The sequence below is a fragment of the Ruminococcus sp. 5_1_39BFAA genome, from assembly GCF_964240875.1.
In the GTDB taxonomy this organism is placed as follows: Bacteria; Bacillota; Clostridia; order Lachnospirales; family Lachnospiraceae; genus Blautia_A.
In genome coordinates, this window is record NZ_CAXSVO010000015.1 from 42,151 (window position 1) to 56,326 (window position 14,176).

A 14,176-nucleotide genomic window follows, 5' to 3' on the forward strand; every position below is an offset into this window, starting at 1 on the left:
CTCATAGAATCCTATGCCTGCAATACGGCTGTTATGTTTCGATTTCCTCAATCCTGCACCTGTGGACCTTTGTTACTTTATCGTAGCTGATTCCCACTGCCAGAACTTTTCCGGTATATTTCGGTCTTTCGCCCAGTTTTCCTTTGAATCTCAGGATATACTGTTTATCTTTAATCTGCCGGATTGCCTCTCCCGGCGTATGGTCTATTTTCAATTCAAGGATCATGCAGGTATCCGCTTTATCTTCCGGATAAAAAATGAAATCTACAAATCCCTCTCCCGCCTTATCCTCTCTCTCAATGCGATACCTATCCCTGGCTGATAAATAAACCAGATTCACCACCGCTGACAATTCTACCTCGTTATTATAAGAAAGAATGGGTGTTTCCGTATTGTGTACATAAGCCAAAATTTCCTCCATGACATCCGTATCGCCGTGAAGAGTTGCCTGAAGCATGCGCTCCGATTCCTTTGCCAGATTATACACATATCCCAGCGAAGGCTCCTTCTGAAGGATTTCATCAAATTTGTCCATCAGTTCTTTATTTGGAATGTATACTTTCCCCTTATAGTAGCTCAGGAAACCATATACCACCATGGCAGATAAAACTTCCTCCCTGGTAGTAAGATTCATGGATGTTGCCGCATATTCCTGGATTTTTGCCTGCACTCCCTCACCGGATACCATCAATGCAAGATCTTTGCGTATACCGTCAACATTGTGCTGAATATAATAAAAAATTTCATCATATGGACCAGAACTGGTCCAATAACTGCCGAGATTATTATTTGTCAAGGAAGCCACCACAGAACGGGGATTATAAATCCGCTCTCCGGTTTTTGTATAATAACCATCATACCAGATACGAAGCCCTTCTCTTGTAACAGTTGCTGCTTTTTCCTGTCTTTCACAGTTTTTGCAATACCTCTGATAAAGCATATCTGTTTCTGATTCCGAAAATCCAAAATACTCAGCAAATTTCGGCTCTGTTGCCATGCTGTATTCTATAAACATATTTAATTCTGAACCACTGGAATATTTCGCAATGGGTAAAATGCCAGTCATATAGGCAAGGGAAACGTATGGCTTATCCTTTAACAGCCCTTTTAAAAACAAGAGATAGGATCTCTTATCGTTTTCCGTAACAAATGGCATGTTAAATACTGCATCCCATTCATCAAATACAAATAAAAATTTTTCATTTTTTTCTGCGAAAATCCGCATCAAATATTCCCTGACAGATTCATTTTCCCGGAATGAAATATCCGAATAAGCATGACTCAGGTCCGATTTCAGAGTCCTTTTAATGGCATCCATATATTCTTTGTAGCTGGTACATTCATCATCCATCACACTGAAATCAATATAGATCACATTATACTGATTCAAATGCTTTCGATAACCCGGTTCTCCTGAGATCATCAGTTTGTCAAATATCTCACTGGCATCCGTGCCTTTGCCAAAAAAAGCTCCGATCATGTTTGCCATAACAGTCTTTCCAAATCTTCGTGGACGTGTAATACAAATGTGTCTGTTTCCAGCTTCCATCAGAGGAAATAACTCTGTCAAAAGTAAAGATTTATCTACAAAATACGTGCTGGTCGATTCGCTTTTATATAAAAAATAGGATGAATTACTATTTAAATATATCCCCATGTCCACACCTTCTTTCTGATATTCCCATTATAGCAAACTCTAGTTTAGAAAAAAAGTGAAATATGCGAATGTCCAAATCAAAAAAAGGCTGCACAGCGCATTTTACTGTTCCGCGCTGTGCAGCCCGTATGTTGATCAGAAAACACTCAAAATATCATGGTACATCACCACGACCATCAAAACCATCAGCATCATCAGTCCGGCAAAGTGGATCATTCCTTCTACCTGACGGTTTACAGGTTTTTTCCGCACTGCCTCAATGAGAAGAAACACAAGCCTTCCTCCGTCCAGTGCAGGAAACGGCAGAAGATTCATGACTCCAAGGTTTGCAGACAACAGGATCGCCATATAAAGCATGTTCACCCACACTGCCAGCGTGCCTTCGCTTTTGCTTTCCTCATAGGTGTCGCCGATGGCATCCACCACACCCACAGGACCGCTCATGTCTTTAATACCAAGCCTTCCCACTGCCAGCTCCTTCAGACTCATGATCGTGGAGCGGATCAGGTATTTCACCTCAAGCCCGGCATATTTCAGTACGTTAAAGCCGCTGGTCTTGACACATGCCAGATTATAGGAAAAGCCCAGTGTCGGTGTTTTATATTCCCGTGGTGTAATCTCTGCATCATATTCCAGCCCGTTTCTCTCATAGGTGATCTGTACCGGTTTATCTGACAAAGGATTCTCGGCAATGTAATCTGTATAATCTTCTCCGTTTTCAATCCTCACCCCATTAATCGAAGTGATCACATCCCCCGGCTGAACCCCGGCTTCCCCCAGAGGCATCCCCGGGATCAGGGACTCCACCTCCATGGTTTCCGTGTCCTTACGGTTAAATCCCAGAAGATAGCGCACATCCGCATCCGGCATAAATGACAGTTCTATTTTCTCGCCGTCCCGTTCCACCGTCATACGCACCGGCTCATCCAGCTTAATCTCATTCAAATACGTATAAAGATACAGATCCCTTGCTAAATCAATGTGATATCCCTGATACTCCTTGATCACATCGCCCTCTCTTAAGCCTGCTGCTTCAGCAGAAGAATTTGCCTGTACGGACCTGATCTCCGCCGGATCATATCCCATCAGCCCCACGATCACCACTGCAACCACAAAGGCAAGAATAAAATTAAATACAGGACCTGCCGCAACCACAGAAATCCTTCCCCAAACGGAAGCCGAATTAAAGGTTCCAGGCTCGTCATCCTCCATATCCTCTCCCAACATGGCGCAGGAACCGCCTATCGGAAAAAGCTTCAGGGAATATCTTGTTCCGCCCTTCACCGTACTGAGAAGTCTTGGTCCCATTCCAAGAGAAAACTCTGTTACTGTAATTCCATTCTTTTTCGCGAGGAGAAAATGTCCCAGCTCATGAAAAAGAATGATGGCGCTGAAAATAATGATCGCCAGAATAATCTTCAATCTACCACCTGCTTTCAATCCATTGATAAGTCTCGTCCTCGACAGCCAGGATTTCCTCCAGGCCAGGATGCGGGATCACGGTATGTCTTGCCATAGACTGCCCGATAATCTCGTAAATATCCAGGAAACCAATTTTTTCCTGCAAAAATTTCTTCACAGCAAGCTCATTTGCCGCATTGAATACGGTAGGCATGCTGCCTCCCTTTCCTGCTGCCTCCATTGCCATGGGAAGCCCCAGGAAGGTATCCATATCCGGTTCCTCAAAGGTAATCTGTTTTAATTTTCTGAAATCAAGCCTTTCTCCGTCCAGATACCGCCTCTGGGGATAATACAGCGCGTACTGGATAGGAAGGCGCATATCCGGTGTTCCAAGCTGCGCCATCACAGCTCCGTCCTTAAATTCCACCATGGAATGGATGATGCTCTGCGGCTGCACCACCACCTGGATCTGCTCCAGATCCATGCCGAACAGCCACCGTGCCTCCATTACCTCCAGCCCCTTATTCACCAGAGTAGCGGAATCCACTGTGATCTTCTGCCCCATCACCCAGTTTGGATGCTTCAGGGTATCGGCGAGGCTTACCCCTGCCAGCTCCGCTCTCTTTCTTCCGCGGAAGGGTCCGCCGGATGCTGTGATAAGAAGCTTGCTCACCTCGCTTTTGTTTTCCCCGTGAAGCGCCTGGAAAACAGCGCTGTGTTCGCTGTCCACCGGAAGGATCTGTACACCGTATTCCTCCGCCATTGGCATAATGAGATGACCTGCTGTCACAAGAGTTTCCTTATTTGCCAGGGCAATATCTTTTCCTGCGCGGATTCCTTCCATGGTGGGGCGGATACCGATCATTCCCACTACAGCCGTTACCAGGATATCCGTTTCCGGCATACGTGCAAGCTCCAGCAGTCCGTCCATGCCAGATACAACCTTTGTCTGCGTATCTGCGATCCGCACAGCCAGATCCTCTGCCGCCTTTTCATCCCATACTGCTGCAAGACGCGGACGGAACTCCCGCACCTGTTCCTCCAGCATTTTTACATTCCTCCCGGCACTGATTCCCAGCACTTCGATATCCTGATTGGCGCGCACCACATCCAGCGTCTGAGTTCCGATAGACCCGGTAGAGCCTAAAATTGCAATTTTCTTCATCTGTTTTCTCCTTTAAATTCCAAGAACGATCTTTGCCAGAAAATAAATGATCGGAGCCGTAAAGATCACACTGTCAAACCGGTCCAGGATTCCTCCGTGCCCGGGGATCAGCTTTCCGTAATCCTTAATTCCCTGGTTTCTCTTGATCGCAGAGGCCGCCAGATCTCCCACCATGGAAATCAGTGCGCCCACTGCACAGATAATGGCATATTCTGTCATGGGTCCCTGTGTAGCAGCACCATACGCCACACCTAAAAGTGCTGCTCCGGCAACACCGCCCACAGCACCCTCCACAGATTTCTTCGGACTTAACACAGGTGCCATTTTGTGTTTGCCAATAAGCATTCCCACACAATAGGCACAGGTATCGCAGCCCCAGGAGCACAGAAAGATCAGCCATACGATAAATTTTCCGTCAGGCAGGTTTCTGGTAAGGTATATAAAAGAAAGCATAACTGCTACATATACTACGCCAAAGAAGGCAGCCATCACCTGACCTGCCTGAAATTTTGGATAAGTAAACACATAAACAAACATAAGCAGCACAAGCGCCACCAACACTGCCATCATGCCGTATCTCTCAAAATCCAGCAGCATTGCCCCAAAATAGATCACAGCTCCGGCATATCCTGCTACCTCCAGCAGATTAAAGCTGTCGTCCCGCACCTGCATTGCCTTATAAAGCTCCTGCATTCCGATCACAGACACTCCCAGCAGGGTAAAAAACAACACATACCCGCCGCTTATAATTGTCAACAGTGCAACGGCAACCAGAAGGATGCCGCTTAAGAGCCTGGTCTTAAACATTTCCTCATTCCTCCTTCACACCGCCGTATCTTCTGTCTCTTTGATTATATTTCTCAATGGCCCTGATTAATTCCGCCTTATCAAAATCCGGCCAGGGCACATCGGTAAAATAAAATTCCGAATATGCCATCTGCCATAAGAGGAAATTGGAAAGACGCAATTCCCCGCTGGTGCGGATCATCAGATCCGGGTCAGGAATACCGGCCGTATCCAGATAATTTCCTATAGTTTCCTCCGTAATCTCCGAAGGGATCACCTTTCCGTCAGCCGCATCCTGCGCCAGCCGGCGGATTCCTCTCGTGATCTCATCACGGCTGCCGTAATTTAAGGCAATCTGGAAGTACAGCTCGTCATAGTCCTTTGAAAACTCCTCAAGCTGCAGGATCTTATCGCGGATGTCCTGATCAAAGGCTGAAATATCCCCGATGATCTTAACCTTCATTTTATTTCTCTCGGAAATCTTAAGACACTTCTTCAGATAGCTGCGGAACAGCTTCATCAGCCCCTCCACTTCCTCTCTGGAACGCTTCCAGTTTTCCGTGGAAAAAGCATAGACGGTCACGTATTTGACCCCCAGCTCCTTCATATCATCACAAATTGTCTCCAGATTGGCGCATCCCTTCACATGACCGTAGCTTCTCGGCATTCCTTTTGCCTTTGCCCACCGTCCGTTTCCGTCCAGAATGATCGCGATATGATTGGGTACATTCATGGTTTTGTTTTCTCCTTCAATGGTTCTTTTCACAATGTAAGGGAAAGAGAGCCCCTGTTCCGGAAGCTCTCTTATGGGTTGTCTTTTGTATGAATTCCTGTTAAACAGTAAGGATTTCTTTTGATTTTTTATCAATGGCTGCGTCTACATCCTTGATATATTTGTCAGTAAGCTTCTGAACCTTATCTCCAAGCTCCTTGATCTCGTCCTCTGATACATCCTCTTTTTTCAATTTTTTGAAGGCATCGTTTGCATCGCGGCGGATATTGCGCACTGCAACCTTTGCTGCCTCACCCTTTTTCTTTACATCCTTTACGAGGTCTTTACGGCGCTCCTCAGTAAGCTCAGGGAAAATAAGACGGATGACCTTGCCGTCGTTGCTGGGGTTTAAGCCAAGGTCAGAAACCAGGATCGCTTTCTCGATTGCCTTGATCAGGCTGGATTCCCATGGCTGGATCTGGATCATACGTGCTTCCGGTACCGTTACATTTGCCACCTGCTGGATAGGGGTAGGGGTTCCGTAATAATCCACAGTCAGCTTATCAAGAATATGGGGGTTGGCACGTCCTGCACGAATTGTGCTCAGCTCTGTTTCAAAACCTCCCAGAGTTTTTTTCATTTTGTCTTCATATTTCTGAATTCTTTCATCCATAGTTCAATCTCCCTCTCCTGTTTTTACACTATATATTCACACGGTCACTTTTGTGCCGGAGAATTTCCCGTGAACGGTGTTAATGATGCTGTCCTTTTCGTCCAGGCCAAAGACCAGCATGGGCATCTTCTGCTCCAGGCACATGATGGATGCAGTCAGATCCATGGCTGCCAGTTTCTTGTCAACCACCTCCTGGATGGTGATCTCATCGTATTTTACAGCGTTTGGATTTACCTTTGGATCGCTGTCATAGATTCCATCCACTGCCTTTGCCAGCAGAATGGCATCTGCTTCAATCTCGACTGCTCTGAGAACAGTGGCCGTATCTGTCGAAAAATACGGATGACCGGTACCGCCTGCAAAGAACAGTACCTTCCCCTGAGCAAAGCCTTCCTCCACGCTGTCCTTAGAATAAAGCTTTGTGAATGCACCGCATGCAAAGGGTGTGAAAATCTCTGTTTTCAGTCCCACATATCTGCAGATATCAGATACATAAATGCAGTTCATGATAGTAGCCAGCATCCCGATCTGGTCAGCCTTATTGCGGTCAATCGTTTCGCTGGTACGCCCTCTCCAAAAGTTACCGCCTCCGATCACGATTCCTACAGAAAGACCTTCCTCCACAATGGCTTTGATCTGCTTTGCCACACCAATGACAGTTTCCTCATCAAAGCCTGTTTTTTTTGGGCCAGCAAGAGCTTCCCCGCTTAATTTCAGTAATACTCTTTTCATATCCATCGCTTTTATCCTGCCTTTATATTATTTGTATCTCTCATAAAACAGGATCTGTTTACCAGACTCCTGCTACGATTTCATTGCCGTTCTCATCCACAGTGGTGGAAACGGTAAAGGAATCATAATAGTGATAGCCTGTCTCCCCTGTCTCCGGTTCGTCCTCATAATCGCTGCCTTTTGGCTCTCCGATACCAGAGATCAGATTCTCCAGCGGCTGACCAATATACTTCTCCGCAGCAGTAGCGCCTGCATCCACAGGTTCCGTATTGTTTCCGTCTCCGTCTCCCGGCTCAGTAGTCGGTGCTGGAGTCGGTGTCGTCGGCTGGGGCGTAGGTGTTGCAGTAACCTGCGTGCTGCTGTTATCGTCATTATCATCGTCATCATCGCCGCTGTCTATCAGACCGAGGCGGCGTTTTACCTCATTCAGCGTAGAGGTTTCCTTCTTACTGCTGCCGCTTAAATAGGTTGCATACGGAATGGAATCATCTCCGGTGCCGTCCATGCGCAGTGTGATCTGGCTGATGTTCTGCAGCGGGATCTTACGGAAATAGCATTCGCTTCTGTCCTCATCCGTATAAACAATGCGGATATCATAGCTTGACACCGAATTGCCGTTAGAATCCTTTGCCGTCTTATCGAAATAATAAAGGGCTTTCTCTCCGTTTTTCAGGGTAAACATACCATTTACCAGATCATCGCCCCACTCCTCGTCATCATCAGTATTGGGACGGATGTAAATTCGTTTCACCTCCGCGCCTGTGCTGTTGATCAGAACCACCTTCGATGCTGTGGATGTCTTATCGCCCATTACATTCTTGATGTTCTCATCCGTAGATGTCTGCATATTCACAAGGGCGCCGTCATCAGCCCCTTCATCTGTATTCTCGGCAGGTGCCACCGTTACCTGCGGCTCCTGCGCCGCACTGTCATCATCTTTTTTCTTGCCGCAGCCCGCTGCAAGCGCTGTCACAGCCAGTATGCCTGCAAGAATCACATAACGTTTTTTCATATATATTCCTCCCATAAATGGAATCCAGTTTTGTTATCCTACCTGCTTTCGCAGTTGCTTTCATTATTGCAGAGTATTACTTTCTTGTCAACCGAACCCACAAGGATTTCATACATTTTTTAGACTTTCCCATACTGTTCACAACCGTGTATTTCTGTATTCATTTGCAGAAATACCCTCATTTTTTTTGAATACCCTGGAAAAATGAGCTACATCCGTGAACCCCACAAGCTCGGAAATATCTGCAATGCGCAGGGACATATCCTTTAACAGCTCCTTTGCGCGCTGGATACGGATCTGGTTCAGGATCTCCGAAAAATTCTTTCCCTCCTGCTTATTCAGAAGCTTGCTCAGATGCCACTGGCTCACATAAGTTTTATCTGCCACCATTCCCAACGTCAGCTTTTCATTATAGTGCTCCTCCATATACTGCAGAGCATTTTTTACGATAAAGCTTCCCGCCGTGCTCTCCTCCTCGCCGGACTCCCGGCGCACAATGTTTCTCTTTTTCAGGTTATCCACCATCACTGCCAGAGCTTCTTCAATCTCCTGGATCTTGGAGGGTTTCAGAAGAAATCTTGTCACCCCCAGCCGCACGGCTTCCTGGCAGTAATCAAAGTCCCGGTAGCCCGTAAGAATGCTGATCTGCATATCAGAAAATTCCGATTTCAGAGCCGCGATCATTTTCAGACCGTCAAGCCCCGGCATGGCAATATCTGTAAAGATGATATCAGGCTTTCTCTCTCTTATTGCCTCGAGCCCTTCTTTTCCGCTATAGGCAGTCCCAGTCACCCTGCATTCATATTTTTCCCAGGGAACCAGCTTGGATATTCCCTCCACAATGATCGGTTCATCATCAATGATCATTACATGATACATACTCTGTCCACCTTCTTAAAACCAGCACAGGTACTCGTTTCTCCCTGTGCCGTTATATTTTAGTATACAATAAAATTCCAAAAAAAGAAAGGAAAAACGGGCATCTGTTTTTGAACAGATACCCGCATGAATTACTGTTCACTTCGTTCACAGCAACACACTCGATTCTTTTTACCCTTTTACAGCACCCGCCGTCATTCCTTTGATAATGTATTTCTGCAGACACACGTACACGATCAAAAGCGGAACAACCACCATGGTCACAACAGCCGCCATCAGTCCGTAATTCGTTCCCTCCTTTGAGGAAATCTCCAGCAGAAGCCTTGTGATCGCCCATTCATCCTTATTTCTAAGGAAGAACTGCTGGGTAAACAAATCGTTATAGCTCCACAGGAAGCTGAAAATTCCAACCGTAGCAAAGGATGGCTTTGTCAGCGGCATGATCACCTTGAAGAAAATCTGATAAGCATTGCAGCCCTCCATAAAGGCCGCTTCCTCCAGATCGATAGGAAGGCTTTTGATATACCCCGTCAGAACCACAATGGCAAAGGCTAGATTGCCCGCCACCTGTGGCAGGATCACAGAAAGCAGCGACAGCGCCGTATTTCCCGAACCAGCGATTCCCCAGGAGAATTCCATGCGGAATACAGGGATAATGGTGGAAAAAACAGGGAACATCATAGCCGCAATCACAAGATTATACAAAAATTCATTGCCCCGGAAGCGGTATCTCACCAGTGCAAAGGAAGCCATCCCTGCCAGAAGTATCACCACTGCCGCTACGCACCCGGAAATGATAATGCTGTTTTTGTAAGCATTCAATATATTCATCTTGGAAAATGCGTCCGTATAATTTGCAGTGGTAAACAGCTTTCCCACAGGAATGGAAAATGCGTCTGACATGATCTGCTTTTTGTCCTTAAAGGAGTTCATCACCACCCAAAAAATGGGGTAAATGGTGGTAACTGCCCACACGGTCAGAATGATATAAATAATTCCTGTATTGATGGATCTGGCTTTTACTTTTTTCATCCTGCTCCTCCTTAGTAATCCCGTTCTTTAAAGACAGTATTTACTACCTTTGACAAAACCACGCCCAGGATAACGATGACAAAAGCGATTGCGGAGCTGTAGTCAATATCCGGCGCCTGCATGGTCTTATAGTACATATAGGTTCCTGTAAGCCACGTTTTTCCCAAAGGCGCTCCGTTTGGAAACATAACCCAGGGAAGGTCGAACACCTTCAGCGCTCCGGTTACTGCCAGAACCGCACAGGTACAGACCACATTGTGAAGAAGCGGCCAGGAAATGTACCGTACCTTCTGCCATCTCGTGGCACCGTCTATGGCTGCCGATTCGTAAAGCTCCTCTGATATATTGTTCAGCCCTGTTACCAGGATGATGAAATAAAACCCTACATACTGCCACACCACGGGAGACATCATCACTGTAAGGGGATACAGCTCCTTCCAGTTCACCTTGCTTCCCACAAGCTGGCTCAGCATACCGCCGTCATACTGGAAGATCAGGTTGAACAAAACCCCGAGTGCTGTTGCCGATATAACAATGGGGAAAAAGTATACGATGCGGAAAAACTTTGCCCCTCTTTTGATATTGTCAACCAGCATGGCAAGTATTACCGCAAGCCCCACCTCTCCGAACAGCGTGACAAAAATCATGATAACCGTATTTTTCAGGGCTATCCGCACATTTTCATCTGTGAGAAGCTTCTCATAGTTTTTGTAAAACGGCTGGTTAAAGCCCTTTGCAGCGCCTCCCAGATTTCTGATCTTCATAAAACTGTTTAAAATATTCTGGATAAACGGATAGTAAAGAAACACAGCCATAAAAACAAAGGCCGGGATCAGGAAGAAAAAAGCCGGTTTTTTATTTTTATAAACATTCATGCTAACACCCACTTTTCCGAAAGACAGAGCCGGAGGAGTATTCCTCCGGCCCCTGTCCCGATTCGTTCCCTAAAAGTTATTCTTCGTTTTCAGCGATGATCTCAAGAACCTCTTCCAGAGCCTCTTCGATCTCAGTCTGTCCTTCTACGATCTGCGGCATGTTATCAAAGATCGGGGCTCTCTCATCCTGTGTTACAAGGTCCTGAGCAGCGCCGGTGATACCAGTTGTATCCTTTAACATTGCCAGAGCATCCTTCTCAAGATTTGTCAGATTGCTTTCGTCAATTTCAACGCCGTTTTTCAGAGCTGTTGTGGCAGTTCCTGCAAATTTGGAAACTGTTTCATCGTTAATAAAGCTTTCAATGAGAGAAACGGCTGCGTCACGTTTTGCTTCGTCCTCCCAGCATTTACTGGAAATGTACCATCCGGAGGACAGTCCGCCGATGATATCCGTGCTCTTTCTGTCGCCGTTGCCAGGAACATATGTTACGGTAAAGTTGTCGATGTTGTCTGTGCCTTCCTTGATACCGCCCATTTTCCAGGAGCCGTCAAGGTAGAATGCTGCTTTGTCTTCCAGGAAGCTCTGGAATACCTCATCTGCTGTTGCAGTATTGGTGTTCTCAGACAAAAATCCTTTTTCATAAAGATCCTTGATATCCGCCAGACCTGCCTGCCATGCAGCGCCTGCCTCATCGTCTACTGCTTCCGGAACGATGGTATGTGTCTTTGCACTGTCATGGTTATAAATTGCAAATTCAAACCAGTAATGGGGTTCTTTAGCCAGAGAGGTTGCGATCGGAGTGTAGCCAGCATCTTTAATCTTCTGGCAATCCTCTAAAAATGCCTCCCATGTGGTGTCTGCTCCGGGAATCTCCACACCTGCTGCCTCAAGAACGGTCTTGTTGCAGTATAAGCCTTCCCAGTATCCATAGAAGGGAACTGCATACTGAACGCCGTCTGCCGGAGATGCCGGAATCATATCATCTTTCATATTTGCTGCATACTCCGGATATTCTGCACGGATATCCTCGATGGAAACAACCTTTCCAGCCTCTACAAAAGGATTTGCATCATTTCCATTAAAGAAAAACAGTACATCCGGTTCAGCGCCAGTCTCAAAGTCAGAGATCACACGTGCTTTAAAGGTTTCATCAGAGGTTGCGGAAGCATCTTCTACTTTATTGCCAGTCTCATCCTCCCATGCCTTGATGGTATTCTGGTATAATTCCACGTTGCTCTCATTTCCTGCAAAGGTTGTGGTTACATTTAAGGTTACGCCCTCATCCGCCATTACTCCAACGGGAATCATCGTTGCTGCCATCATGCCGCATAAAATTGCGCTGATCAATTTCTTTTTCATATCCAAATCCTCCTGTTCTAATCTTTGTGTTCCCTTTTCTCTCCGGGAACTCATCTTGTGCTTACATCTTACCTTAATGTTTCGGTATTTTGAATAGCTAAACCTGCCATTTGTTGCATTTTATTGTTGTCTTTGCACAACAAATATCAACAATTATGCACAAGAATCTTCAAGGTGGATATTGTCTTTTCATCCTGGTATCGGCGTATGGACAGGCCGAAGCTCTCTCCGTAAAGAATGCGCAAACGCTGATTTACATTGGCAATTCCCAGATTTCCCGATGACTCCTGGCTGGTATCATAATCCGGAGCCAGAAGGCGCGCCACCTTTTGCTCATCCTCCCTGGTGAATTCTCCGTCATTGATAATATCCAGATAAAGGCATTCTTCTTCCTTTCTTCCCTGGATACGCACACATCCTCTTCCTCTGGGCACAATGCCATGCTCAATGGCATTTTCAATGATGGGCTGCAGGATCAGCCTGGGAACCATCAGGTTCATAATCTCCTCAGGCAGCTCCTTTTCCACTGTCAGACGTTTTCCAAGCCGCTGGGAGGTAATATAAAAATACGCATTGACATACGCCATTTCCTCCGAAAGCTTCACCTCCGGAAGGCGCTTCCTGTCAATTGCCGCGTCAAGCAGGGTAGAAAGGGCTTCGATCATTCCGGACACCTTATCGTTGCCGGAAAGCCTTGCCTCCCAGTTAATGATCTCCAGCGTATTGTTCATAAAATGAGGATTGATGTGTGACTGGAGCGCCATGATCTTTGCATCCCGGAGGGCCAGCTCCTCCTCATAAATATGGTCAAACTGGTATTTAAGCTGCCTTGACATCCTGTTCATGGACTCCCGCAGGTATTCCAGCTCCAGGCTTCCTGTCTCCTTTTCCATCTGAAAGCCCAAATTTCCTTTTTCAATTTCCCCGGCGCAATCCATCAGGTCCGCCACCGGACGGGACAGGTACTTTCTGGAAAGCCATACAAACAGCCACAGCATAGGGATCAGGATCAGTACCATGATCAGCACCACTGCCAAATATCCGTACAGAGGAGTAAAAAACTCCTTCTGGGTGGTATGTAAAAGAAACTGCAGAGTAAAATCGTTCTCTTTCACTTCGCAAATAGCATAAATCCTGCGTCCCTTAAAGAAATAGCCTCCCGCTTCCCCAATTTCCGTATCCGAAATGCTGTCCCATACAGTCTCATCCTCTCCTGTGGAAATAATCTTTTCCCCGTTTAGCCGTACAAGTATGTCAAAATCCTCCCAGGATGCAGTCAGCGTCTCAAAGCAATAGTCCATATTGATCCTGTTTACCAGCACTCCCCATGGAGCAAAATTCCGGTCCACCAGGTTCCGGATCACGTAAAACCGTTCCCCGCATTTAAAAAATCCCACTGCCGTGTCCAGGTTCTCTGCCTTCTCCAGCACCATTTCGCTGTCCTCCCGGAAAAAGGTCTGGAGCTTTTCATAGCTTCCCCCTGTCCGATAGTTATAACAGGTGTACCGTTTTTGCTCCGGTTCCTCCTTCAGCATAAGGGCAGCAAAAATGTTATTCTTTTTATGTGCATACTGGGTATCCAGATAATTCTGGGCCTCATTGGAAAAAGCGCGCTCACTGACAGCGTTTCGCTTATAATCCCTGTATTTCTCATAAAGGGTCCTGTCGTAGGTTGCCTGGCGCGAATCCGCAATGGCGGCATTCAGCCGCTCCGCACAGGTCTCCGTATTCAGTTCCGCCTGTGTCACCAGACGCTCCATCTGGCTCTTTTCCTGGCTTGTCAGCATGTAAATGCCAATGGTACTGATGATCACCAGAAACGGCAGCACCCAGTACAAAAGCATAATGCTGATCAGCTTCCATTTCAGGGAACGTGTTGTTTTTCTTTTCAT

General features: G+C 46.4%; 13 protein-coding genes. All 13 read right to left on the bottom strand.

Features of this window, described 5'->3' with window-relative positions:
• Nucleotides 1-31: 31 nt before the first annotated feature.
• The 13 genes from ACESZH_RS15180 to ACESZH_RS15240 all read right to left on the bottom strand — a co-directional run bounded on the left by ACESZH_RS15180 (nt 32) and on the right by ACESZH_RS15240 (nt 14,176).
• Nucleotides 32-1,657 carry an AAA family ATPase gene (locus ACESZH_RS15180; protein WP_373217517.1) on the bottom strand — a complete coding sequence of 542 codons (1,626 nt, stop codon included), beginning with the start codon at nt 1,655-1,657 and terminating at the stop codon, nt 32-34.
• Nucleotides 1,658-1,792: 135 nt separating this feature from the next.
• Nucleotides 1,793-3,079, bottom strand: a complete 1,287-nt coding sequence (rseP, locus tag ACESZH_RS15185) for an RIP metalloprotease RseP (protein ID WP_373217518.1) — start codon at nt 3,077-3,079, stop codon at nt 1,793-1,795.
• Nucleotide 3,080: 1 nt separating this feature from the next.
• A complete protein-coding gene (gene dxr / locus ACESZH_RS15190; protein ID WP_373217519.1) occupies nt 3,081-4,223 on the bottom strand; it encodes a 1-deoxy-D-xylulose-5-phosphate reductoisomerase in 1,143 nt (380 codons plus the stop codon).
• Between the two features lie 12 nt (nt 4,224-4,235).
• Complete coding sequence (locus tag ACESZH_RS15195; RefSeq protein WP_373217521.1) at nt 4,236-5,030, bottom strand: phosphatidate cytidylyltransferase; 795 nt, start codon at nt 5,028-5,030, stop codon at nt 4,236-4,238.
• Nucleotides 5,031-5,034: 4 nt separating this feature from the next.
• A complete protein-coding gene (locus ACESZH_RS15200; RefSeq protein ID WP_373217592.1) occupies nt 5,035-5,763 on the bottom strand; it encodes an isoprenyl transferase in 729 nt (242 codons plus the stop codon).
• A 79-nt stretch (nt 5,764-5,842) separates the two neighbouring features.
• Nucleotides 5,843-6,394 (bottom strand): ribosome recycling factor, encoded by a 552-nt coding sequence (frr, locus tag ACESZH_RS15205; protein WP_373217522.1) that lies wholly within the window; start codon nt 6,392-6,394, stop codon nt 5,843-5,845.
• A gap of 36 nt (nt 6,395-6,430) precedes the next feature.
• Nucleotides 6,431-7,126 (bottom strand): UMP kinase, encoded by a 696-nt coding sequence (gene pyrH, locus ACESZH_RS15210; protein ID WP_373217524.1) that lies wholly within the window; start codon nt 7,124-7,126, stop codon nt 6,431-6,433.
• Nucleotides 7,127-7,184: 58 nt separating this feature from the next.
• Entirely contained in the window at nt 7,185-8,138 is a 954-nt protein-coding gene (locus tag ACESZH_RS15215) for a hypothetical protein (RefSeq protein ID WP_373217525.1), read from the bottom strand.
• 138 nt (nt 8,139-8,276) lie between these two features.
• Nucleotides 8,277-9,017: a response regulator gene (locus ACESZH_RS15220; RefSeq protein WP_373217526.1), complete on the bottom strand. Its 741-nt coding sequence runs from the start codon at nt 9,015-9,017 to the stop codon at nt 8,277-8,279.
• 171 nt (nt 9,018-9,188) lie between these two features.
• Complete coding sequence (locus ACESZH_RS15225; protein WP_373217528.1) at nt 9,189-10,049, bottom strand: carbohydrate ABC transporter permease; 861 nt, start codon at nt 10,047-10,049, stop codon at nt 9,189-9,191.
• Nucleotides 10,050-10,060: 11 nt separating this feature from the next.
• On the bottom strand, nt 10,061-10,924 hold the full coding sequence (locus tag ACESZH_RS15230; protein WP_373217530.1) for a carbohydrate ABC transporter permease: 864 nt from the start codon (nt 10,922-10,924) through the stop codon (nt 10,061-10,063).
• 76 nt (nt 10,925-11,000) lie between these two features.
• Nucleotides 11,001-12,284 (bottom strand): ABC transporter substrate-binding protein, encoded by a 1,284-nt coding sequence (locus ACESZH_RS15235; protein ID WP_373217531.1) that lies wholly within the window; start codon nt 12,282-12,284, stop codon nt 11,001-11,003.
• A 146-nt stretch (nt 12,285-12,430) separates the two neighbouring features.
• A complete protein-coding gene (locus ACESZH_RS15240; protein WP_373217533.1) occupies nt 12,431-14,176 on the bottom strand; it encodes a sensor histidine kinase in 1,746 nt (581 codons plus the stop codon).